Raw genomic sequence first — 20,923 nt, 5'->3', positions numbered from 1 at the left:
GCCGCCTTCGGGCGGCACTCCAAGCGGCGCTTTTGCGCCCGACTTCCGAGAGACAGGAATTTGCATGTTCGGTTTTCTGCGCGGCTATTTTTCCAACGACCTGGCAATCGACCTCGGCACGTCGAACACCCTGATTTACATGCGCGGCAAGGGCATCGTTCTCGATGAACCCTCGGTGGTCTCGATTCGTCAGGAAGGCGGTCCGAACGGCAAGAAGATCATTCTGGCCGTCGGCAAGGAAGCAAAACAGATGCTCGGCAAGGTGCCGGGCAATATCGAGGCGATCCGCCCGATGAAGGACGGCGTGATCGCCGACTTCAACATCACCCAGCAGATGATCAAGCGCTTCATCCAGATGGCGCACGAGTCGCGTATGTTCGCGCCGTCGCCGCGCATCATCATCTGCGTGCCGTGCGGGTCCACTCAGGTGGAGCGGCGCGCGATCAAGGAGGCGGCGCATAGCGCGGGCGCCTCGCAGGTCTATCTGATCGAGGAGCCGATGGCCGCGGCCACCGGCGCGGGCTTGCCGGTGTCGGAAGCGACCGGCTCGATGGTGGTCGATATCGGCGGCGGCACGACGGAAGTGGGCGTGATCTCGCTCGGCGGCATCGTCTATAAAGGCTCGGTGCGCGTTGGCGGCGACAAGTTCGACGACGCGATCGTCAACTACATTCGCCGCAACTACGGCATGCTGATCGGCGAGCAAACGGCCGAAGCGATCAAGAAGGAAATCGGCTCCGCGTTTCCGGGCTCCGAGGTCAAGGAAATGGAAGTCAAGGGCCGCAATATGTCCGAAGGGATTCCGCGCAGCTTCACGGTGTCCAGCAACGAGATTCTCGAAGCGCTGACCGATCCGCTCAACCAGATCGTCTCGGCCGTGAAGATCGCGCTGGAACAGACGCCGCCGGAACTCGGCGCGGACATCGCCGAGCGCGGCATCATGCTGGCGGGTGGCGGTGCGCTGCTGCGCGATCTCGACCGGTTGCTCGCCGAGGAAACCGGCTTGCCGGTGTTCGTCGCCGAAGCGCCGCTGACCTGCGTGGTGCGCGGCTCGGGTATGGCGCTCGAACGGATCGACAAGTTCGGCGGGGCGTTCTCTTACGAGTGAGCCTGGCTCGCATCAGGAGATTCAAGCCGCTCACGACACGAAGGGCAGCTTGCTATCGCGCGCCGCGGCGAGCATCGACAGTGTGATCTTGCGCACTTCCAGCTTGCTCTGCGTGATATGCGCGCGCAGCAGAATGATGGCTTCGGTCAGGCGGTTGCGTTCGATCAGGTTGAGCATGGTGGCATGCTCGTCGTAAGTGGCGCTGGTGCGGTGCGGCTTCAGAAAATCGAGCCGCCGCACGATGCGGATGCGCTCGGTCACTTCGTTATGCACGCGCAGCATTTCCGCATTGCCGGTGGCGGCGACCAGTTGACGGTGAAAGTTTTCGTCAATGCCGAACATTTTCACCGGATCGCTCTCACGCAATTCCGGCGCGACGCACCAGATCGCTTTCAATTCCTCGACGGCCGCATGCGCGATATCGCCGCCCGCGCCGACCCGCTCCACCGCCGCGACTTCCAGCACGATGCGCAGATCGTAGAGCTGATCGAGCTGATCGAAATTGATCGGCGACACTTTCCAGCCGCGCCGGAAACCCACTTCCAGATAGCCTTCGCGTTGCAGACGGAACAGACCGTCGCGCATCGGCGTGCGTGATACGCCGTAGTGTTGCGCAATGCCGTTCTCCGAAAAACGGTCGCCGGGAAACAGGCGAAAGCTGAAGATATCGTTTTTGAGCTGCTGATAAACCTGCTCGGCGAGCGGGTTGGCCGCGGCCGGCGCGGCGGGCGTCTCCAGCAGATTGGTCGGGTCGTCGTTCATGATGCCAAGGTCCCTTTTTTCTTATTATCAGCGTTTCATGACTTGACGATAAGGCTCACGTGCGCGGGTTGCCCTGCTTCCACAAACCGCCGCAATGAGCGAATCGCACCTTCGGATACTTCGCGGTCATCTTCAGCACGTGCGGGTCTAAGTAGCCGAACGAGGTCGCGAAGATCAGCGTGGCGCCGTCCTGTTCGATCATCGCTTCCATCGTCTTCTGCACGGCGATGGTCTCGGGCACGTTCTCTTCTTCCACCACCTTCACGTCCGGCATCTTCTTGATCACCGCGGCGGCTTGCGCCTGTGCCTGGTTGTAGCCGTAGTCGCCACGCGCGCCGACGTAGATCTCGCCGACGGTGGTCTTCGGCGCGGCGAACACCGACTGGATGGGCAGAATATTGCCGAGCGTCGACAGGCTGGCGTTCTTGATGAAATGGCGGCGGCTGGTCATGGTGTCCAATTCCCGATCGAAGGTTAAAGAGCGCGGGTCCGGGGATCGGTTGACGTGTTTCACTTCAGGCTGGCGAGATACGCGAGCCAGCCGCCGAACGGCGTGATGTCGAGCGCGCCGCTGTCGTCATCCACGGCCGACGGCTCGCAGATGAAACCCTTCACGCTGTGGCCGTCGGCGAGTTGCAACGTGCCGATGCCGAGCGGCGCGGGCACGTCGGCGACGAATTGGCCGAAGGTGCGCAGCGGCACTTCCCATAGTTCGATGGCGATCGGCTGGCCTTGCTGCTGCGTCGCGCGCACGAGACCGGGTTTCGGCGGCTGCGTGTTGGCGAGCGCGTAGAGCTTGTAGCCGGGCGCGGTATGCGTCGCTTTCACGAAACGCGCGCCGGCTTCCTGGAGCTGCCAGTTCAACGGCTGGCCGCGCAGATGCGCGCCGACCACCGCGAGGGTGATGGTGGGCTCCTGGAACGGCAACGGCTGGATGAGCGTGGGCGTTGCTGCTAACGCCTCGGCGGCATTCGCGAACAAAGCCTGAATCCGCGCGCCGAGTTCGGCGAGACGGCGGTCCGCGCCACTCGGTGCGATCAGCGTGACGCCGGCCGGCAAACCGTCGCTGCGCCGCTGGCACGGCACGGCCAGCGCGCACAGATCGAGCAGGTTGACGAAGTTGGTGTAGTAGCCGAGCTGGCTGTTCAGTTCGACGGGATTGGCCTGCACGTCGGCGATCAGCGGATGCGTCGGTGTAGTGGGCACGATCAGGATATCGATCGTGTCGAAGAGCGCTTCGGCGTGCCGCTTGAGATCGGCCAGCGCGTACTGGCCATTGAAGGCATCGGCGGCGCTGAACTGCTCAGCCTTGCCGATCACTTTGGCCACGACCGGGTCGATTGCTTCGTGATGGGTTTCAAAGAATGTGCCGAGCGCCGCGCGCCGTTCCGCGACCCACGGGCCGTCGTAGAGCAAGGCGGAAACGGCCTTGAGCGGTTCGAAGTCGATCGCTTGCGTCGGCAGATGGAGATGTGTCGTGAGCGTGTCGAGTGCGGTTGAAAACGCCCGGCTCGCTATGGCGTCGCCGTAAAACTCCAATCGTTCCGGCACGCCGATGCGCGGCGCCGAACGCAGCAGGCCAAGGCTCGGCACCTTGCGCGAGTAGCCGTCGAGCGCATCGAAGCAGGCGATTTCGCGGAGCACGCGCCAGGCATCGTCGACGTCGTGGGCGAACACGGAGATCGTGTCGAGGCTTCGACACGCAGGCACCACGCCGCGTTTGCTGACCAGTCCCAGCGAAGGTTTCAGACCGACCAGACCGTTGAATCCCGCCGGCACACGACCCGAACCCGCGGTGTCGGTGCCGAGCGAAAACGCTACGCAACCCGCCGCTACCGCGACCGCGGAGCCCGCACTCGAACCACCCGACACGCGCAGGGGCGACTCAGTGTGCCGCACGGCGCCATACGGCGAACGCGTGCCGACCAGGCCGGTGGCGAACTGATCGAGATTGGTCTTGCCGATCAGGATGGCGCCGGCGTCGATGAGCCGCTGCACGGCGAAGGCCGATGTGTCCGGCGTATAGCCGAAGGAGTCGCAAGCGGCCGTGGTCGGCAGGCCGGTTACGTCGATGTTGTCCTTGACCGCGAACGGCACGCCGAACAGCGGCATCTGTTCGAACACGGCGCTGCCCTGCGCTTCGTATAACGCTTCGAGCGCTTTCGCGCGGGCCTGCACGTCGGCTGTCGGCACGCGCAGAATCCAGACTTCCGGCCGGTCGATGGCATCGATCTGCGCTAGCGCCGAGGTCACGGCTTCGGTCGGCGTGAGGCTGCCCGCGGCGTATGCCGCGAGTAGACCTTTGACCGTCATGGGTGAGGAAATGGGCACCTGTTTTTCCTTGAGTTCAATCTTGAATACAAGTTTGGACTCAAATTAGCAGGAGCTATGCCAGTTGCTTATTTGATCGCGGAAAATCGGTTCAAAGCCGAGCCGGACGGCGCTTCACTGCTTCAGTCACAGTGGCCGTGCCGCGCTTGAAACGACGCCGCGCCGCGCTGCCGATGGTGCAGCGCTCACCAACTCGGGGCTCACGCGCCCTGGATTCGCGCCGACGCGCGCATCGGGAACGCCGGCTGCGACGCGACGGCCATGATGAACGCACGCACCTTTTCGCGCGCCTCGTTTCGTGATCTTGCCGCTTACGCGTATGACCGAAGCATTCGCGGCACGCGAGCGCAACGAATCCGACGAATCAACGCGGTTCGCCGCGCGGGCCGAATCGCCAGGCGCGCAGACATCGCGCAATGTGTTTAGCGTTTGCAAAGCGCGCTGGCCCACGTGCGATTCGCGGCTCACATCATCTAACAATTGGCGGTCTATACTCGCGGCACCTTCCGGCGAACCTTCAGTAGCGGAGCTTCGATGCACAATCCAAATCCCGCCGGCACCCACGGCGGCATGGTCACCAGTCCTCATGCGTTAGCCAGCGAGGCCGGCCGCGATGTCTTGCGCGCGGGCGGCAATGCCATCGAAGCCGCCATCGCGATCGGCGCGGCGCTGTGCGTGACGTACCCGCACTTCACGGGCCTTGGCGGCGACGCCTTCTGGGTGATCGGCGACCGGCAAGGCACGTTGCGCACGTTATCGGGCATCGGCCAGGCCGCGGCGCAACTGCCGGCGTTCAACGGCGCGATCCCGTTGCGCGGTCCCGCGTCCGCGATCACCACCGCCGCGACCGTCGATACATGGAATCAGGCTTACGAAATCAGCCAAAGCGTTTGGGGCGGCATGCAGTCGTGGTCGTCGCTGTTCGACCGAGCGCACGAGCTTGCCGCTGACGGCTTCCCCGTCACGCCGTCACAGCATTTCTGGCAAACCATGCGCGCCGACGAATTGCAGGCGTTGCCCGGTTTCGCGGCAACTTTCGCGCCGCATGGCCCTATTCCCGCGATCGACGAGCGCTTCGTGCAACCGGCGCTGGCGAAAAGCATCGAGCGCATTGCGCGTTTCGGCGCGCGCGAATTCTATGAAGGCGACCTCGCTGAGCGAATTGCCGATGGTCTCCGGCAAGCCGGTTCGCCACTCACTGCCAGCGACCTCGCCCGCACGCATGCGCGCAACGAAGCGCCGCTGCGTGTCGCTTATCGCGGCGGCGAACTGGTGAGCCTGCAGCCGCCCACGCAAGGCGTGACGACCTTGCAGATCATGGGCACGCTGCAGCGCTTCGATCTTGGATCGATTCCGGAAGGCAGCGCCGATTACTATCACCTGCTGGTGGAAGCCGTTAAATGCGCGTTCGTGGATCGTGACCGCTTCGTCTGCGATCCCGAGTTCAACATCGTGCCGGTCGAAGAGATGCTCTCGCCCGCCACGCTCGACGCCCATGCCCGCTCGATTCATCAACGCAAAGCACGCGCATGGCCGCATGTGTTCCGTCCGGGAGACACGGTATTCATCGGCGCGACGGATCGCGAAGGCCGCAGCGTGAGCGTGCTGCAAACGGTTTACTTCGACTGGGGCAGCGGCGTGGTGGCGGGCGACACCGGTATTCTGTGGCACAACCGCGGAGCGTCGTTCAACACGAATCCCGCGCATCACAACGCCGTGCAGCCGGGCAAGCGGCCGTTCCATACGCTCAACCCCGGCATGTATGTGAAGGACGGCCGTCCGCAACTGCTGTTCGGCACGCAAGGCGCGGACGGTCAGCCGCAAACGCTGGCCGCGATTCTCACGCGGCTGATCGACTACGGCATGGACCCGCTGAGCGCCCTCGCGCGCCCGCGTTTTCTGCTCGGCAAGACCTTCTCCGACACGCGCGATGCATTGAAACTCGAAGCGGACGCCGGCGCTGACGTCTTCGCTGCGCTCGCCGCACGCGGACATGAAGTGAGCGCGATCGATGCGCAAAGTCCGTTGGCGGGGCATCCCGGCGTGATTCGCATCGAGGCGGACGGGTCGGCGACGGGCGCGCACGATCCTCGCAGCGATGGCCGGGCGCTCGCTGTTTGATGCGATGGGCGGCAACGCGTCACTCTAACGTGAAGCGATCCCGCGTCGTCACATAGTCGCTCGCGCCGAAACGGCCCACCGGGAAATAGTGTTGCAAGCGCACGCGCCACGTTTGCGTGTCGATCAACTCGTCCCGCGCGTGCAGCCGGTGCACGCGTCCAATGAAAATCTGCCGGCTCGTCGTCTCCAGCGTCTCCCATGTCGTGCACTCGAACGCGACCGGCGCTTCGGCGATGCGCGGCGGCTTGACATGCGAGCTCGGCACCGGTGTCAAGCCGACCTCGGCAAGCTCGCTCACATTCGGCGGTAACCGTTCTCCGCAGCGGTGCATTTTCCCGGCAATGGCTTCGTCCGCGAGATGCACCACGAACTCGCCGGTGCGCACGATATTTACCGCCGTGTCCTTCAGCGTGCCGTCGGCCACGCGGTTGACGCTGATCATTACGATCGGCGGCTCCTCGCCGAGCATATTGAACATCGAGAACGGCGCGGCGTTGATCGTGCCGTCCGCGCCGAGCGTGGTGACGAGTGCGATCGGACGCGGCACGATCAGGCTCGCCATCAACTTGTAACGTTGGTATTCGGTGATCGCTTCGAAGTCGATTTCCATGTCCGCCGCCTAGTTGGGAGTCGCTGATGCGGTGATGCCGAGCAACTGGCCGAGGCTTTTTTCGCCGCGCATCCGCGAGGTTTCGATGCGTTCTTCGAGGTCGCGCAGATGCGCCTCCATATGCGCGATCGCGCCCGCTGCATCGCGCGCCTCGATGCAATCGACGATTGCCGCATGCTCCGCGTGTTCGCACGGCGCATGCCCCGGCGGTTCATACACGCCGACGATCAGCGAGCAGCGCGAGACCAGTTCCTTCAGATAGTTTTGCAGAATCGAGTTGCGCGCCAGCGCGGCGATGCGCATATGAAAACCGCTGGCGAGCGTCGCCCACGAAGGCTGGTCGAAGCGATGCATCGCTTCATGTTCGCTCGCGAGCTGTTGACGCAATGTCTTGATGTCTTGGGCGTTCGCGCGCTGCACGGCCAGCTCGACCAGCATCCGTTCGACGGAGCGCCTTGCTTCGAAGATCTCGCGCGTTTCCTCGGGCGTGGGTTCGGCGATCACTGCGCCCTTGTTCGGCCGCAACACGACGATGCCGTCATACGCGAGCTTTTCCAACACGCGTCGCACCACCGCGCGGCCCACGCCGAACAACTGGCACAACTCGGGCTCTGGCAGCTTCGTGCCCGGCGTCAGACGATGATTCAGCACGCCGTCGAAAATCGACTGGTAGATGCGTGCGTCTTGATCCGCGTCGTCTTTCACGACTTTCTTTGCGGTGGCCACGCCGGCTTTCGGGCTCACGCAATGGCCGGGCGCACGATACCGTCCCGCTCCAGCACGTCCATATAATTCGCAATCGCGCCCGGCGTGGTGATCCACGCGTCGCCTCGGGCGCGTGCCGCGGCGATATGTTCGAGCGCGCGGCGCAGATGCCGCAAGCGATACGGCTGCCCGACCAGATACGGGTGCAGTGCGATGCCCATCACGAGTGCCTGCGGCTGCGCGCCGCGATTGGCCTGTTCGAGCATCTCGTCGAACTGGTCGATGATCATATCGGCGAAGGCACGGCCATCCATATGGCGGCCCACCATCATCGGCAGATCATTGAGTTCCTGCGGATATGGGATCGACCACAGCGGTGCACCGCGCGTGGCCATTCGCACGGGACGATCGTCGTGACACCAGTTCAGCGTATAGCGATAGCCGGTCTCGGCGAGCAGATCAGGCGTCAAGTGCGACTCCGAAATCCACGGCGAAAGCCAGCCGTGCGGCGCTGTGCCGGACACTTCCGCGATCCGTTCGCGGCAATGCAGAAGCAGCTCACGCTCGCTGGTTTCGTCGAGATCGCTCTGGCGATGCGCGTTCGTGTGGCCGTGGCCGATCAGTTCGTCGCCGCGCGCCGCGCAGGCCGCGATCAACTCCGGGCAATGATCGTAGAGCGCGGTGTTGATGAGCGTGCCCGCGGGCAACTCAAGTTGATCGAACAGTTCGATGCAGCGCCACGCACCGACGCGATTGCCGTACTCCCGCCAGCTATGGTTCAGCACATCCGGCTGCGGCGAGACCGGACCGAGCGCGGCGCCGAGCCCTTCCCCAAAGGCAAAGTGCTCGATGTTGAAGCCCAGGTAAACCGCGAGGCCGCTGCCGCCAGGCCAGCGGTACGCGTCGCTGTCGGTGATCGGGCGGTACGCGAAGCGGCCATGCGTGGCGAGCAATTGACGCGCGCGGTTCTCTGCAGCGGGCATGTTCCGTGTGTCGTTCATTTGAAGAAGCAGTGGGTGAGGAAAAGCGCCGGGCCGCGGCAGCGCATGAACCGGAATGGCCAGTTCATGCCCCGCGACGGACGCGGCACGCACCGTGATCGCGCAAAAAGAATCGTTGAAATCGCTAACGATCGACGCTGCGGATCGTTTGCAATATGTGAGCCAACTCGTAGACGTTAAGCACACCGGCGCGTCGGCAATTCGTCAACCTCGCGATGCGAACGATGGCACATGTCTTGCATTTGCTTGGCGTCGATCAGGCGCGGCATTGGTTTTCGTGCGCCTTGCTCTGCGTCGCTTCTTCGCCGCTTCTTCGCCGCTTTTTCGTCGTTCACGAGGACACCTCTTCATGATTCAGCCTGCTTCAACGGTGCTCGAAACCAAAGCCGCCGACATCGAACTGGTGCACGTGTCGAAGCAATATGGCGACTCGCTCGCCGTCGACGCGATCGATCTGCGCATCGCCGGCGGCCAGTACTGCTGCCTGCTCGGGCCGTCGGGATGCGGCAAGACCTCGACCTTGCGCATGATCGCCGGGCATGAATCGGTCACCGAAGGTGACATTCTGATTGCCGGCCGCAACGTCACGCGCGCCGAGCCCGCTGCTCGCGGCACGGCCATGGTGTTCCAGAACTACGCGCTGTTTCCGCATCTGAGCGCGCTCGACAACGTCGCGTTCAGCCTGAAGATGCGCGGCATCGCCAAAGACGTACGGCGCAAGCGCGCCGCTGAGTTGCTCGAACTGGTCGCCATGTCGGCGTATGGCGAACGCAAACCGGCGCAGCTATCCGGCGGCCAGCAGCAACGTGTCGCGCTCGCCCGCGCACTGCTGAATCAGCCGGGCTGCCTGTTGCTCGACGAACCGCTCTCCGCGCTCGACCCGTTCCTGCGCGTGCAAATGCGCGCCGAACTCAAGCGCTGGCAGAAGGAACTCGGCATTACCTTCGTGCACGTTACGCATTCGCAGGAAGAAGCGATGGCGCTGGCCGATCTCGTCGTGGTGATGAGCCATGGCCGTATCGAGCAGAGCGGCACACCGCACGAAGTGTTCAATCGTCCGCGTACCGAATTCGTCGCGCGCTTTCTCGGCGGCCACAACGTCTTCAATACCAATGGCCGGTCTTTTACCGTGCGCGCCGATCATCTGCGCGTCGTGCCGCATGGCATTACGCCGGTGCAGACCGCGAGCGGCGACAACGGCTTGACGCGCATCGGCGGCGTGCCTTGCACAGTGCGTGAAGCCGAGTATCAGGGCACGCATCTACGCGTGACGCTCGATCCGCTCGACGGCTCGCCCGAACTGGTCTCGCTCGTGAGCGACGGCGATTACGACCCGGCGCGGCTCGGTCCCGACGCGCGCGTGGTGGTCTGGTGGGAGGAGCGGGACGCGCATCCGCTCGCAGCCTGAGTATTGAATTTCGCGCATCAGCCAGGCGATAAGCGACATCAACGAACGTCAAACGAACGTCAACTGAGGAGAAAGCAATGAGTGAAGCGAACGAAAGCCCGGCAGCGGCCGCAACGGATGGGAAGGAAAAAGGCCTGTCGCGCCGCACGTTCATCAAGGGCGCGGTGGCGGCGGCCGGCATTGCCGGTTTTCCGTACGTGCACGCGCAGGAGAAAATCACGTTGCGCTACCTCGGCACGGCGGTCAACCAGAGCGCCGACATCGCGAAGAAATTCAAGGAAGACACCGGCATCGAGATTCAATACGTGCCGGTAACCACCGACGACGTCGCCAAACGCATCATCACCCAGCCGAACTCGTTCGACATCGTCGACACCGAATACTTCGCGCTCAAGAAGCTGATTCCGGCGGGCACGCTGGCCGGCATGGACGCAAAGCGAATCAAGCTCGCCGACAAGATCACGCCGGTGCTCACGCGCGGCGAAGTCAACGGCAAGAAGATCGGCGATCAAGGCACCGCGCCGAAGAAGGTCATGTTTCTCACCGGCCCGCGTTCCACGGAATTCTCCGCCACGCCCACGGAATGGATGACGCTGATTCCCACGACATACAACGCGGACACGCTCGGCATTCGGCCCGACCTGATCAAGCGGCCCGTCGACAGTTGGGCGGAGCTGCTCAATCCGCAGTTCAAGGGCAAGGCCGCACTGTTGAACATCCCCGCGATCGGCATCATGGACTCGGCCATGGCGATCGAGGCGATGGGTCACATGAAATACGGCGACAAAGGCAACATGACCAAGGCCGAGATCGACCAGACCATCAAGATCCTGATCGAAGCAAAGCGCGCCGGCCAGTTCCGCGCATTCTGGAAGGACTTCAACGAGAGCGTGAACCTGATGGCCTCGGGCGAAGTGGTGATCCAGTCGATGTGGTCGCCTGCCGTGACGAAAGTCCGCACCATGGGTGTCGCCTGTAAATTCCAGCCGCTCAAGGAAGGTTATCGCTCGTGGGCGTCGGGCTTCGGTTTCCCGCGCTCGTTGCAAGGCAAGAAGCTCGACGCCGCCTACGAGTTCGTCAACTGGTTCCAGGACGGCTGGGCGGGTGCGTACCTGATGCGTCAGGGCTACTACTCGGGCGTGCTGGAGACCGCGAAGACGCACATGCAGCCCTACGAGTGGGACTACTGGATCGAGGGCAAACCGGCCGCGCAGGACATCAAGGCGCCGGACGGCCAGTTGCTCGAAAAGACCGGCACCGTGCGTGACGGCGGTTCGTACAACCAGCGCATGGGCGCGATTGCCTGCTGGAACGCGGTGATGGACGAGAACATCTACATGGTCCAGAAGTGGAACGAGTTCATCGCGGCTTGATCGGCGCCGTGGTTCGATATGACAGCCGGCACGCGACACGCCGGCTGTCACCACCTGTCCGAATTAACGCATAGTCATTCCTTAGAAACATGCCCATGGCAACGATCGACCTTCCCTCCCACGCGCAGGACGAGCCCGTCAAACACCGCCGAGCGCCGGCGTGGTTACAGGCGACGCCGCTCTCGCTGACCTTCCTGCTGTTTTTCATCGTGCCGCTGGTCATCACGCTGATCGTCAGTTTCTGGGACTTCAACGAATACCAGATCATTCCTGCATTTACGTTGAAGAACTACGCGGCGATCTTCAACGGCTGTTCGTCGCTGACGGATGTCTGTGTCACCTTCAAGACGTACTGGTCGACGCTCAAGTTCTGCGCGATCGTGTGGGCGGTGACCTTGCTGCTGGGGTTTTCGATCGCCTACTTCCTCGCGTTCCATGTGCGCACCACGAGCATGCAGACCGTGCTGTTCCTCGTCTGCACGATTCCGTTCTGGACTTCGAACGTGATCCGCATGATTTCGTGGATGCCGCTGCTCGGGCGCAACGGTCTCGTGAATCAGGCCCTGCTCGGCGCGCACATGATCGATCAGCCGCTGGAATGGCTGCTGTATTCGAACTTTTCGGTGGTGCTCGCTTTCGTTCACCTCTACACGTTCTTCATGATCGTGCCGATCTTCAACGCGATGATGCGTATCGACCGCTCGCTCCTCGAAGCCGCGCGCGATGCCGGTGCGAGCGGCTGGCAAGTGGTGCGCGATGTGGTCCTGCCGCTGTCGAAAACCGGCATCGTGATCGGTTCGATCTTCGTCATCACAATCGTGATGGGCGATTTCCTGACCGTCGGCGTGATGGGCGGCCAGCAGATCGCGTCGGTGGGCAAGATCATTCAGGTGCAAACCGGCTACCTGCAATTTCCCGCAGCAGCCGCCAACGCGATCATGCTGCTCGCCGTGGTGCTGATGATCGTGTGGGGTTTGACGCGGGTCGTCGACATTCGCAAGGAGCTATGAAGATGCAGGCCATTCGCGTCAAACATCGGGAGCGCCGTCCGGCGAGTTTCTACTGGCTCGCGCTGCTGTTCGGCCTGTTCGTGCTGTTTCTGTACGGACCGGTGATCACCATTTTCATTCTGTCGTTTCAGGGCCCCGAGGGCGGCCTCACGTTTCCGATGCGAGGTGTGTCGCTGCACTGGTTCGCGATGCTGCGCGACGGTGTGGGCGATGTCGACATCTGGGGCGCGTTCGGGCGTTCCGTGCGGCTCGCGTTGACCGTCACGGTGCTGACGGTGCTGTTTTCCGTCGCGGCGGGCCTCGCGTTTCGCCGAAAATTTCGCGGCGATACAGCGGTGTTGTATGTCTCCGTGGCCAGTCTGATCATGCCGTCCATTATCGTTTCGCTCGGCATCGGCCTGACGTTCCGTCTGCTGGATAACGGCGTGAAGTACTTCGCCTCCGCGTGGGGTTATCAGTCTTTCGCTGACAGTTACACCACTTCGATGGGCCTCTTCACGTCCGCACTCGGCGCACATCTGACATGGACGCTGCCGTTCGGTTTGCTGGTCATGTTCGCGGTGTTCAACCGCTTCAATCCGGCTTACGAAGAAGCATCGCGCGATCTGGGCGCAACGCCGTGGCAGAGTTTCCGGCACGTGGTGCTGCCTATCATCGGTCCGTCGGTAGTGGGCGTCGCCATGTTCGGCTTCACGCTCTCATGGGACGAGATTGCCCGCACTTCCCAGGCGATCGGCGATCAGAACACTTTGCCGCTGGAGTTGCAGGGCCTCACCACGTCGGTGACCACGCCGGTGATCTACGCGCTGGGCACCATGACGACGGTGTTGTCGTTGACCGTGATGGGCGTGTGTCTGCTTGCCGTGCGATTGCTGGCGCGCAGGCGCGCAGTGGCAGGATTGAAATAAGCCGCGCGCCTTGCCGTGGCAAGCGCCTGGACCATTTCACTCCTGCTGCTAAGAATCGGCCAAATACTTGGTTGCTAGCACCCTGCCGCGTCCCTTACCGTTCTCTGATTGCGCCTCACGCGCACCCCGTTTCGGAGAACCCATGTCCCCAGTTCAATCAACGAATCCCGATCACAGCATCGCCGACGCCGCGCAACTTTTCGGCGACGACCCGCTGACCCGTCGCTTCGCGCCGGTTTTCGCGCGTATCGCCGAGGGCGCAGTCGAACGCGAGCAGCATCGCGAACTCGCTTATGCGCCCGTCGAGTGGCTGCGCGAAGCGGGCTACACCAAACTGCGCGTGCCGAGGCAATACGGCGGTGAAGGCATCTCGCTCGCGCAGTTCTTCGCGCTGGTGACGCGCCTGGGCGAGGCGGATTCGAATCTGCCGCAAATCCTGCGCGTGCATGGTGGCTTTATCGAGTCGCTGCTGGAACAAGACGACGAATCGCTGCGCGACCGCTGGCTCACGCGGATTGCGCAAGGTCAGATCGTCGGTGGCGCGGTGTCCGAGCGCACCAGCGTCACCAACAACAGCGTGCGTCTCACGCAAACCAACAGCGCATGGCATCTGGACGGCGAGAAGTACTACACCACAGGCACGCTCTACGCGGACTGGGTGGATGTCACCGCGCACGACGGCCAGAGCGACGTGCGTGTGCTCGTCAAAGCCGACACGCCGGGCCTCGAACGCATCGACGATTGGGATGGTTTCGGGCAACGGCTTACGGGTAGCGGCACGGCGCGCTTCACGCATGTGCCGGTTTCGCACGACAACCTCTACCGTCGCTATAACGCCTCCGAGCCGCGTCGCAACAGCCTGCTCACGGCTTACTACCAGGCGCTGCATGTCGCGAATCTCGCGGGGATCAGCCGCGCGGCGTTGCGCGATGCGGTCGCGTTCACGCAAGCCAAGACCCGCACGTTCGGTGTTCCGGGCGAATCGAGTCCGCGTGACAATCCGCTCGTGCATCGCGTGGTCGGCCGTCTCGCGAGCCTGGCTTACTCGACGCAGAGCATCAGCGCGTCGCTCGCGCGCGCCATCGACGATGTCTCGGTCGCGCGACAGGAAGGCCGCACCAGCGAACAGACATACATCAACCTGGACATCCAGACCTTCCAGGCGCAACAGATCGCCATCGAGCAGACGCTCCAAGCCGCAACGCTACTGTTCGAAGTGGGCGGGGCGTCAGCGACCAGCGAGGCGCGTCGCTTCGATCGCTACTGGCGCAATGCTCGCGTGCTGGCGTCGCACAATCCCGTGATCATTCGCGAGGCCGCGATCGGTGATTTTTACCTGAACGGCAAGGCGCATAGCGAGCGCTTCGGTGTGGCGCGGCAAGCGGCATCGGCGACGGAACTGGCCGCGGCACCGGCATAAAGACCATCATCGCGCGACCGGAACGCGGGTCGCCGGCTTCATGTGGCACAGTATCGTCAGATGCATGCGCTAAGCTTGCGCAACCGAACAGCCCTGACGAGCAACATGAAGAATCTGCCTGCCTACGAGCCGCCGGTCGACGAGAACCAGCTTCTGCTGAAATGGATCCGGCGCGCGCGCGAATCCCAGATGAGCCATTACGACATGGCCGACCTGCTGTCGGCGCGCGACCGCCAGGTCGGCTGGCTGGTGACCGCCCTCACCGCTTTCGTCGGCACGGCGGTGTTCGCATCGCTGAATTTGTCCGCGGTTTCGCCGGGACTCAGGATTTTCATCGGCTTCGTGAGCGTGACGGCCGCGGTCTCGGCCGCGCTGCAAACGTTCCTGCGCTACGCGGAGCGCGCCGAAAAGCATCGTGCGGCCGGCGCGCGCTATGGCGCGGTGCGCCGCAGGCTCGAAGCGATTTTCGCGGGCGATGCCGATGCGCGTGACGGCCACTACCTCACCGCGATCCGCGACGAGCTCGACCGGCTCGCCGAAGATTCGCCTAACGTGCCGCCGCGCGTTTTCTATCGCACGCAGCGGACGCTGTCCGCGGATCGGCAGCGCAACCGCGACAACTAATGCGTGAATTCAACGCGTGGCGGACACCAGCATTATCATCGGGCGTTCGCGTTCTTCCGCGAGTTCGGGGCGCGCGGCGAGGTCCGCCTCCGTTGGTCCCCACTCGTCGACATGGGCAATCGTGAAGCCCGCGCCGATCAGATGATTGAGCAGCGTGCCGATGGTGCGGTGCTGCTTGACGACGCCCTCGGCCAGCCAGTTGCTGACGCGCGGGCCTTCCAGTTGATAACTGTCGATCGGCCACTGTTTGCGGCCATTCGCGTCGATTGACCAGCCGGGCTGCTGTGGCGCCATGAAGATCGGATGCTCAATCGAGAACACCAGCCGCCCGCCCGGCACCAGCGCGCGATGCACGTGGTCGAGCAAGCCGCGCAGATTTTCGATGTAGTGAAACGCGAGCGAGCTATACGCGAGATCGAAGGCTGCCGGCGACAAGTCGAGCTGTTCGAGATCGGCGCGCGCATACGTGAGAGCCGCATCGCTCGAACCCGCGCGGGCGCGTTCGAGCATCTTCTCCGATACGTCGACGCCGAGCACCGAGACTGCGCCCGCCTCACGCGCCCAGCGGCAGAACCAGCCATAGCCGCAGCCGAGATCGACCACCCGCAAGCCGTGCATGGGCGGCAGCAGCGCGCGCAAAGCCGGCCATTCGGGCGCGCCGGCGAGCCCCTGTTGCGAGCGGCCCAATTGGCTGTAGTTCTCGAAAAAGGCCGGATCGTCGTAAATGTTTTGCGTCATGGTTGACGGCTTTATTCGCCTGCGGTGAGGTCGCTGGCGTCGATCCCCAACTCCGCTGCCATGCGGCGGACTACGGCCTGCAGCCGGCTGACTTCATCCGCGAGACGCTTCTGTTCGGCCTTGACCGCTTCGAATGCGGACAGCGGCACCGAATCGTCTTCCTCACCCGGCTGCGCCAACTCGCTTGCGCTCACTTCACCGCACAGCAGATGCGTCCAGCGGTTTTCGCGCTCGCCCGGCACGCGGGCAAGTTTCACGACGCGTGGCGGGTCGTTGGCCGCGAGTTCGTCGAGAAATGCCTCGACCGACGAGATATCCGCGAAGCCATGCAGACGCGCGCTGTTCAGGCGCAATTCGGCCGCGGTTTGCGGACCGCGCAGCAGCAAGGTGGTGAGCAACGCCGCCGACTGGCTCGGCAGCCCCAACACGCGATTCATGTTGTGTTCGAAACGCGGCACGCGGCTGCTGCTGCCTTCCATCACGAGGCTGAGCCGTTTCAATCCGTCGACGGCGGTCAGCACCTCGGCTTCCGTGGCGTTCATCACCGGCGTGCGGCCGGTTTTCTGGTTGCAGCCTAAAGTCAGCGCGTTGAGCGAGAGCGGATAGCTGTCCGGCACCGTGTGCTGCTTTTCGACGAGCACGCCGAGCACGCGTCCTTCAAGCAAGGTCAACGCGCGGATCGAAGGACGGGAAAAAGCGTCGGGAGTGGAGTTCATAGATGATGTCGCGGCATGAGCCGCCGGGTCTCGTAAATGATGTGCTTTACCGCTGCACAGCCGGGCGGCGCTTTCTGGTTTGTGGGCACTATGATAAACGGCCCAGGCCGCGCAGGTGTATGAATCTCCGCTACGGAAAGGCGCGCGTGAAGCTCCGGTGGCATGAGTCGAGCGGGCGTTATCTGTGGATGCTCTCGAGCGTGTCGCCACACCCGCTGCAAGCGTGAAAGGCGCGTTGATCGAGCGCGTTCGCTCGTCCCTTTACGACACGTCGGCGCTGCGCATGAACCGGCACGCGTAAGCGGAGCCGCCGGGCCCGTGCATTTTTTCGTTGTTGACGATTTTCCATATTAGAGATAATTTCCCTAATATGGAAAACACACTCTCCGACGACAACGCCATCGACCGCCGCATCGCGCAGCGGCTACGTGCGCTGCGCGCCGAACGCAACTGGTCGCTCGACGAGCTCGCCAAACTCAGCGGCGTCAGCCGCGCGACGCTGTCACGCCTCGAAAACGCCGCCGTGAGCCCGACGGCGAGCGTGCTCGGCAAGCTCTGCGTCGCGTACGGCCTGCCGATGTCGCGCCTCATGCATATGGTCGAAGAAGACTTTGCGCCGCTCGTGCCGCGCGACGCCCAGCCGCTCTGGACCGACGCCAGCATCGGCTTCCGGCGGCGCTCCGTGTCGCCGCCCGCGCAGGCGCTGAGCGGCGAAGCGCTGGAATGCGAACTCGACGCGGGCGTGCGCATCACCTACGACGCGTCGCCGCGGCCCGGTCTCGAACATCATCTGATCCTGCTCGAAGGGCAGTTGCAGATCACCGTCGACGGCCAGAGCCACGATCTGCAACCGGGCGACTGCCTGCGCTATCAACTGTTCGGGCCCAGCGCTTTCGTGACGCCCGCGCATAGCGCGGCCCGCTACATTCTCTTCATCGTGTGAGCCAGAGCATGAGCAAGACCACCATCACCCAATTCACCGCCGACGACCTCGTGCGCCATCTTCCCGAACTCGGCGCACTGCTGCGCGCCTGTGTGCATGACGGCGCCAGCGTCGGCTTCGTCATGCCGTGTGCCGTCGACGAGAGTGAAGCGTTCTGGAACGGCAAAGTGCTGTCTTCGCTGCGTGCCGGCGGGCTGGTGCTGTTGGTCGCGCGTCAAGGGGAGACGATCGCGGGCACCGTGCAACTCGACTACGACACGATGCCGAATCAGCGGCATCGCGCCGAGGTGCGCAAGCTGCTGGTCCATCCCGCGTTCCGCCGTCAGGGCATCGCGAGGGCGCTGATGACCGAACTCGAACGCCATGCGCATGGGTTGCAGCGCAGCCTGCTCACGCTCGACACCCGCACCGGCGACCACGCCGAGCCGCTTTATACCGGCCTGGGTTATCGGACGGCCGGCGTGATCCCGGGCTATGCGCGCGGCACGCATAGCCACGAGTACGATGCGACCACCATCATGTACAAGGCGCTATGACGAGCGTGCAGACTGGTCGCTACGGCTCAAGTCGTCCGTGAATACTTGAACGTGCCCTGCGCGCTGGCAATCAGCAGCTTGCCGTCCACCCAGGCCTCGCCGCGCGAGAAGAAAATCGAACGGCCCGCGCGCTCCAGAAAACCCTTCGCGGTGACCGATTCGCCGAGTCCCTTGTCGAGGTAATTGGTGGTCAGCGACAGCGTGAAAGCATGCCGTGCCGGCTCGCCGCTTGCCGCAAAGAGTCCGGCGTAGCCCGCCGCCGCATCGAGCAGCGTCGCGATCGCGCCGCCTTGCAGCACGCCCTGCCGATTGAGCTTGCTCGCATCGATCGGCATCAGCAGTTCGGCGTAGCCATCGCGCCATTGCGTGAGACGAACGCCGAGCGATTCGAGAAACGGATTGTCGATGGGAAAGTCGGACATGGGCGTACCTTTGTGTTCGAGATAAGAAATGCGGGGGCGCGCGTGGTGCGCGGCCAATGATGAACAGTCAGCATACCAGGATTCACGACCGGCAATTGTCCGAGACGGCACCAGACTGCGCCGGCTAACTGTTTTCGGCTTGCGCTCGCTGCATCGCTCGATGACCCATTGATCGGCCGCGCCCCTGCCCGCTTCACCGGCCCGATTGCCCGCTCTCAGGCACAATCGGTTTTTCGCCGCGCCCGCGGCCCGACGTCATTCGCCCGCCTCCCATCCTGCCTCGATGAGTTCAGCCACTTCCACCGACGGCGCGCCGCACTGGCAGCGCAATCTCTATGTCTGCCTGTTCGGCTCGTTCACGACCATCGTCGCGATGACGTTGCTGCTGCCCTTCCTGCCGCTCTATGTGCAACAGCTCGGCGTCCATTCGGCCGCGGCCGCCGTGCAGTGGTCCGGCGTCGCGTTCGGTGCGACGTTCCTCGCCGCCGCGCTGGTGTCGCCGCTGTGGGGACGCATGGCCGACCGCTACGGACGCAAGCTGATCCTGATTCGCGCGAGCCTCGGCATGGCCATCGTGATGTCCTTGCTCGGGCTCGCGCAAAATGTCTGGCAACTGGTGGGGCTGCGGTTTCTGGCGGGTCTCGTCGGCGGCTATGCATCGGGTGCGACCGTGATGATCGCCACGCAGACGCCGCGCTCACGCACCGGATGGGCGCTCGGCACGCTGGCTTCGGGCGTGATGGCGGGCAGTCTCGTCGGCCCGCTGGTGGGCGGCGCGCTGCCGCCGCTGATCGGTATCCGCAACACGTTTTTCATTGCCGGCGCGATGATCTTCTGCGCGTTCATCGCGACCACGCTGCTCGTCAAGGAGCAACCGGTCGAGCGCAAGGGCGGCAAGGCGCACGCAGCGGACGCGGCGACCGGCTGGGCCAGCGTGCCCGACCTGCGGCCGGTGCTGGCAATGCTGTTCACCTCCGGCTTGCTGATGTTCGCCAACATGTCGATCGAGCCGATCATCACCGTGTACGTCGCCCAACTGGTGCACGACGCAAGGCACGTCACGCTGGTGTCCGGCTTCGTGATGTCGGCGTCGGCGTTGGGCAGCGTGCTGGCGGCTTCGCGTGTGGGGCGTCTGGCCGACCGCATCGGCGCGCCCAGGGTGATCGTGGTGTGTCTCGCCGTGTGCGCGGCCTTGCTGGTGCCGCAGGCGTTCGTCACGAGCGGCTGGCAACTGGTGGCGCTGCGCTTTCTGATGGGCTTGGCGCTGGCCGGCCTGCTGCCGTCGATCACGAGCGTGATCCGCCACAACGTGCCCGACCGCTCGGCCGGCTACATTCTCGGTTATGCGACTTCGGCGAATTACGCGGGCCAGGTGGCGGGGCCGCTCGCGGGCGGCTTTGCCGGCGCGCATTTCGGCATGCAGGCGGTGTTCCTCATCACCAGCGCGTTGATGCTCTGCGGGGCGCTGTTCAACGGCTGGGTGTTCAGAGGCTCGGGTGCCGGGTCTGGCTGATCCGGCAACGGATAGCGCGTCTCAAGCGAATCAACGACGCGAATCGAACGCGATGCGTACCGCGAGTCCGGCGAGCACGGTGCCCATCAGCCAGCGCTGCATCAGCAGCCACATCGGACGGCCGGCGAGAAACACGGCGATCGAACCCGCCATGCTCGCGATCAGCGCATTGACCGTCACGCTGATGACGATCTGCACGCAGCCAAGCGCAATGGACTGCGCAAGCACGCTGCCGTGCCCCGGCGAAATGAATTGCGGCAGCAGCGACAGATACATCACCGCGATCTTCGGATTCGCGAGGTTGGTGACGAGGCCCATTGTGAACAGCTTGCGGCGGCTGTCGTGCGGCAGATCGCGGACCTGGAACGGCGAACGGCCGCCCGGCTTGACCGCCTGCCACGCCAGATACAGCAGATAGAGCGCGCCGCCGAAGCGCAACGCGTCGTACGCGTACGGCACCGTCAACAGCAGCGCCGTGATGCCGAACGCGGCGCAGAACATGTAGAACACGTAGCCGAGCGCGACACCACCGAGCGAAACGAGGCCTGCGCGCCGCCCCTGGCAGAGCGATCGCGAGATCAGATAGATCATGTTCGGCCCCGGCGTGAGCACCATGCCGAGCGAGACCAGACCGAAGGCGAGCAGCGTTGGGAAAGCGGGCACGTCATTCTCCT

The 20,923-nt window shown here is 63.7% G+C and carries 21 protein-coding genes and 1 pseudogene; 11 read left to right on the top strand and 11 right to left on the bottom strand.

The features are described from left to right. The first annotated feature begins 64 nt into the window (after window positions 1–64). Window positions 65–1,108 (top strand): rod shape-determining protein, encoded by a 1,044-nt coding sequence (locus P0D73_RS22305; RefSeq protein WP_007177320.1) that lies wholly within the window; start codon window positions 65–67, stop codon window positions 1,106–1,108. Between the two features lie 30 nt (window positions 1,109–1,138). Here P0D73_RS22305 and P0D73_RS22300 read toward each other — a convergent pair whose 3' ends face one another. The 3 genes and pseudogenes from P0D73_RS22300 to atzF all read right to left on the bottom strand — a co-directional run bounded on the left by P0D73_RS22300 (window position 1,139) and on the right by atzF (window position 4,183). After that, entirely contained in the window at window positions 1,139–1,870 is a 732-nt protein-coding gene (locus P0D73_RS22300) for a GntR family transcriptional regulator (protein WP_132377225.1), read from the bottom strand. Between the two features lie 64 nt (window positions 1,871–1,934). After that, window positions 1,935–2,321: pseudogene (locus P0D73_RS22295) on the bottom strand (BMP family ABC transporter substrate-binding protein); the annotation flags it as partial. Window positions 2,322–2,380: 59 nt separating this feature from the next. Next, window positions 2,381–4,183 (bottom strand): allophanate hydrolase, encoded by a 1,803-nt coding sequence (atzF, locus tag P0D73_RS22290; RefSeq protein WP_408432913.1) that lies wholly within the window; start codon window positions 4,181–4,183, stop codon window positions 2,381–2,383. Window positions 4,184–4,735: 552 nt separating this feature from the next. On the opposite strand from atzF, the gene P0D73_RS22285 reads away from it, so the two are divergent. Continuing rightward, the gene (locus tag P0D73_RS22285; RefSeq protein WP_408432903.1) at window positions 4,736–6,322 is read left to right on the top strand and encodes a gamma-glutamyltransferase family protein; all 1,587 of its coding nucleotides are present in this window, start codon (window positions 4,736–4,738) and stop codon (window positions 6,320–6,322) included. Window positions 6,323–6,341: 19 nt separating this feature from the next. Here P0D73_RS22285 and P0D73_RS22280 read toward each other — a convergent pair whose 3' ends face one another. From P0D73_RS22280 to P0D73_RS22265, 4 genes are all read right to left on the bottom strand, one after another. Further along, the gene (locus tag P0D73_RS22280; RefSeq protein ID WP_408180139.1) at window positions 6,342–6,932 is read right to left on the bottom strand and encodes a flavin reductase family protein; all 591 of its coding nucleotides are present in this window, start codon (window positions 6,930–6,932) and stop codon (window positions 6,342–6,344) included. Window positions 6,933–6,941: 9 nt separating this feature from the next. Beyond that, complete coding sequence (locus P0D73_RS22275) at window positions 6,942–7,676, bottom strand: GntR family transcriptional regulator (protein WP_408432900.1); 735 nt, start codon at window positions 7,674–7,676, stop codon at window positions 6,942–6,944. Beyond that, window positions 7,673–8,638: a polysaccharide deacetylase family protein gene (locus P0D73_RS22270; protein WP_408432898.1), complete on the bottom strand. Its 966-nt coding sequence runs from the start codon at window positions 8,636–8,638 to the stop codon at window positions 7,673–7,675. Before P0D73_RS22270 ends, P0D73_RS22275 begins: the two co-directional genes overlap by 4 nt. 176 nt (window positions 8,639–8,814) lie before the next feature. After that, the gene (locus P0D73_RS22265; RefSeq protein WP_165923919.1) at window positions 8,815–8,973 is read right to left on the bottom strand and encodes a hypothetical protein; all 159 of its coding nucleotides are present in this window, start codon (window positions 8,971–8,973) and stop codon (window positions 8,815–8,817) included. Window positions 8,974–8,987: 14 nt separating this feature from the next. Between P0D73_RS22265 and P0D73_RS22260 the strand changes: the two genes are divergently transcribed. The 6 genes from P0D73_RS22260 (at window position 8,988) to P0D73_RS22235 (ending at window position 15,381) form a co-directional block, all read left to right on the top strand. Further along, the gene (locus P0D73_RS22260) at window positions 8,988–10,046 is read left to right on the top strand and encodes an ABC transporter ATP-binding protein (protein WP_408432896.1); all 1,059 of its coding nucleotides are present in this window, start codon (window positions 8,988–8,990) and stop codon (window positions 10,044–10,046) included. A gap of 77 nt (window positions 10,047–10,123) precedes the next feature. Then, window positions 10,124–11,419, top strand: a complete 1,296-nt coding sequence (locus P0D73_RS22255) for an ABC transporter substrate-binding protein (protein ID WP_408432894.1) — start codon at window positions 10,124–10,126, stop codon at window positions 11,417–11,419. Window positions 11,420–11,514: 95 nt separating this feature from the next. Continuing rightward, entirely contained in the window at window positions 11,515–12,429 is a 915-nt protein-coding gene (locus P0D73_RS22250) for an ABC transporter permease (protein WP_408180144.1), read from the top strand. Between the two features lie 2 nt (window positions 12,430–12,431). Then, on the top strand, window positions 12,432–13,337 hold the full coding sequence (locus tag P0D73_RS22245; RefSeq protein WP_408432892.1) for an ABC transporter permease: 906 nt from the start codon (window positions 12,432–12,434) through the stop codon (window positions 13,335–13,337). A gap of 142 nt (window positions 13,338–13,479) precedes the next feature. Then, window positions 13,480–14,757: an acyl-CoA dehydrogenase family protein gene (locus P0D73_RS22240; protein ID WP_408432890.1), complete on the top strand. Its 1,278-nt coding sequence runs from the start codon at window positions 13,480–13,482 to the stop codon at window positions 14,755–14,757. Window positions 14,758–14,862: 105 nt separating this feature from the next. Beyond that, a complete protein-coding gene (locus P0D73_RS22235) occupies window positions 14,863–15,381 on the top strand; it encodes an SLATT domain-containing protein (RefSeq protein ID WP_132377235.1) in 519 nt (172 codons plus the stop codon). 9 nt (window positions 15,382–15,390) lie between these two features. On the opposite strand, the gene P0D73_RS22230 is transcribed toward P0D73_RS22235, so the two are convergent. Both P0D73_RS22230 and P0D73_RS22225 read right to left on the bottom strand, forming a co-directional pair. Continuing rightward, on the bottom strand, window positions 15,391–16,119 hold the full coding sequence (locus P0D73_RS22230; protein ID WP_408432888.1) for a class I SAM-dependent methyltransferase: 729 nt from the start codon (window positions 16,117–16,119) through the stop codon (window positions 15,391–15,393). 11 nt (window positions 16,120–16,130) lie between these two features. After that, window positions 16,131–16,835, bottom strand: coding sequence for a YceH family protein (locus P0D73_RS22225; protein WP_132377236.1), 705 nt, complete (start codon window positions 16,833–16,835; stop codon window positions 16,131–16,133). A 370-nt stretch (window positions 16,836–17,205) separates the two neighbouring features. On the opposite strand from P0D73_RS22225, the gene P0D73_RS22220 reads away from it, so the two are divergent. Then, window positions 17,206–17,778 carry a helix-turn-helix domain-containing protein gene (locus tag P0D73_RS22220; protein ID WP_408314559.1) on the top strand — a complete coding sequence of 191 codons (573 nt, stop codon included), beginning with the start codon at window positions 17,206–17,208 and terminating at the stop codon, window positions 17,776–17,778. A gap of 8 nt (window positions 17,779–17,786) precedes the next feature. After that, window positions 17,787–18,314 carry a GNAT family N-acetyltransferase gene (locus P0D73_RS22215; RefSeq protein ID WP_408314558.1) on the top strand — a complete coding sequence of 176 codons (528 nt, stop codon included), beginning with the start codon at window positions 17,787–17,789 and terminating at the stop codon, window positions 18,312–18,314. A gap of 26 nt (window positions 18,315–18,340) precedes the next feature. Here P0D73_RS22215 and P0D73_RS22210 read toward each other — a convergent pair whose 3' ends face one another. After that, on the bottom strand, window positions 18,341–18,736 hold the full coding sequence (locus tag P0D73_RS22210) for a PaaI family thioesterase (RefSeq protein ID WP_408255127.1): 396 nt from the start codon (window positions 18,734–18,736) through the stop codon (window positions 18,341–18,343). A 283-nt stretch (window positions 18,737–19,019) separates the two neighbouring features. Between P0D73_RS22210 and P0D73_RS22205 the strand changes: the two genes are divergently transcribed. Then, on the top strand, window positions 19,020–20,249 hold the full coding sequence (locus P0D73_RS22205) for an MFS transporter (RefSeq protein ID WP_408180150.1): 1,230 nt from the start codon (window positions 19,020–19,022) through the stop codon (window positions 20,247–20,249). Window positions 20,250–20,279: 30 nt separating this feature from the next. Here the strand turns inward: P0D73_RS22205 and P0D73_RS22200 are convergent, their stop codons facing one another. After that, complete coding sequence (locus tag P0D73_RS22200; RefSeq protein WP_408285806.1) at window positions 20,280–20,912, bottom strand: LysE family translocator; 633 nt, start codon at window positions 20,910–20,912, stop codon at window positions 20,280–20,282. Window positions 20,913–20,923: the final 11 nt, after the last annotated feature.

Origin of the sequence: Paraburkholderia sp. RL18-101-BIB-B (assembly GCF_046026985.1) — a bacterium.
Classification (GTDB): Bacteria; Pseudomonadota; Gammaproteobacteria; order Burkholderiales; family Burkholderiaceae; genus Paraburkholderia.
This window is presented reverse-complemented; position numbering and strand designations above follow the sequence as displayed.

Excerpts from the sequence above, each read along its gene's own strand:
- P0D73_RS22305 (WP_007177320.1), top strand. The coding sequence starts at position 65 with ATGTTCGGTTTTCTGCGCGGCTATTTTTCCAACGACCTGGCAATCGAC.
- P0D73_RS22300 (WP_132377225.1), bottom strand. The coding sequence starts at position 1,870 with ATGAACGACGACCCGACCAATCTGCTGGAGACGCCCGCCGCGCCGGCC.
- atzF (WP_408432913.1), bottom strand. The coding sequence starts at position 4,183 with ATGACGGTCAAAGGTCTACTCGCGGCATACGCCGCGGGCAGCCTCACG.
- P0D73_RS22285 (WP_408432903.1), top strand. The coding sequence starts at position 4,736 with ATGCACAATCCAAATCCCGCCGGCACCCACGGCGGCATGGTCACCAGT.
- P0D73_RS22280 (WP_408180139.1), bottom strand. The coding sequence starts at position 6,932 with ATGGAAATCGACTTCGAAGCGATCACCGAATACCAACGTTACAAGTTG.
- P0D73_RS22270 (WP_408432898.1), bottom strand. The coding sequence starts at position 8,638 with ATGAACGACACACGGAACATGCCCGCTGCAGAGAACCGCGCGCGTCAA.
- P0D73_RS22260 (WP_408432896.1), top strand. The coding sequence starts at position 8,988 with ATGATTCAGCCTGCTTCAACGGTGCTCGAAACCAAAGCCGCCGACATC.
- P0D73_RS22255 (WP_408432894.1), top strand. The coding sequence starts at position 10,124 with ATGAGTGAAGCGAACGAAAGCCCGGCAGCGGCCGCAACGGATGGGAAG.
- P0D73_RS22250 (WP_408180144.1), top strand. The coding sequence starts at position 11,515 with ATGGCAACGATCGACCTTCCCTCCCACGCGCAGGACGAGCCCGTCAAA.
- P0D73_RS22245 (WP_408432892.1), top strand. The coding sequence starts at position 12,432 with ATGCAGGCCATTCGCGTCAAACATCGGGAGCGCCGTCCGGCGAGTTTC.
- P0D73_RS22240 (WP_408432890.1), top strand. The coding sequence starts at position 13,480 with ATGTCCCCAGTTCAATCAACGAATCCCGATCACAGCATCGCCGACGCC.
- P0D73_RS22235 (WP_132377235.1), top strand. The coding sequence starts at position 14,863 with ATGAAGAATCTGCCTGCCTACGAGCCGCCGGTCGACGAGAACCAGCTT.
- P0D73_RS22230 (WP_408432888.1), bottom strand. The coding sequence starts at position 16,119 with ATGACGCAAAACATTTACGACGATCCGGCCTTTTTCGAGAACTACAGC.
- P0D73_RS22225 (WP_132377236.1), bottom strand. The coding sequence starts at position 16,835 with ATGAACTCCACTCCCGACGCTTTTTCCCGTCCTTCGATCCGCGCGTTG.
- P0D73_RS22220 (WP_408314559.1), top strand. The coding sequence starts at position 17,206 with ATGGAAAACACACTCTCCGACGACAACGCCATCGACCGCCGCATCGCG.
- P0D73_RS22215 (WP_408314558.1), top strand. The coding sequence starts at position 17,787 with ATGAGCAAGACCACCATCACCCAATTCACCGCCGACGACCTCGTGCGC.
- P0D73_RS22210 (WP_408255127.1), bottom strand. The coding sequence starts at position 18,736 with ATGTCCGACTTTCCCATCGACAATCCGTTTCTCGAATCGCTCGGCGTT.
- P0D73_RS22205 (WP_408180150.1), top strand. The coding sequence starts at position 19,020 with ATGAGTTCAGCCACTTCCACCGACGGCGCGCCGCACTGGCAGCGCAAT.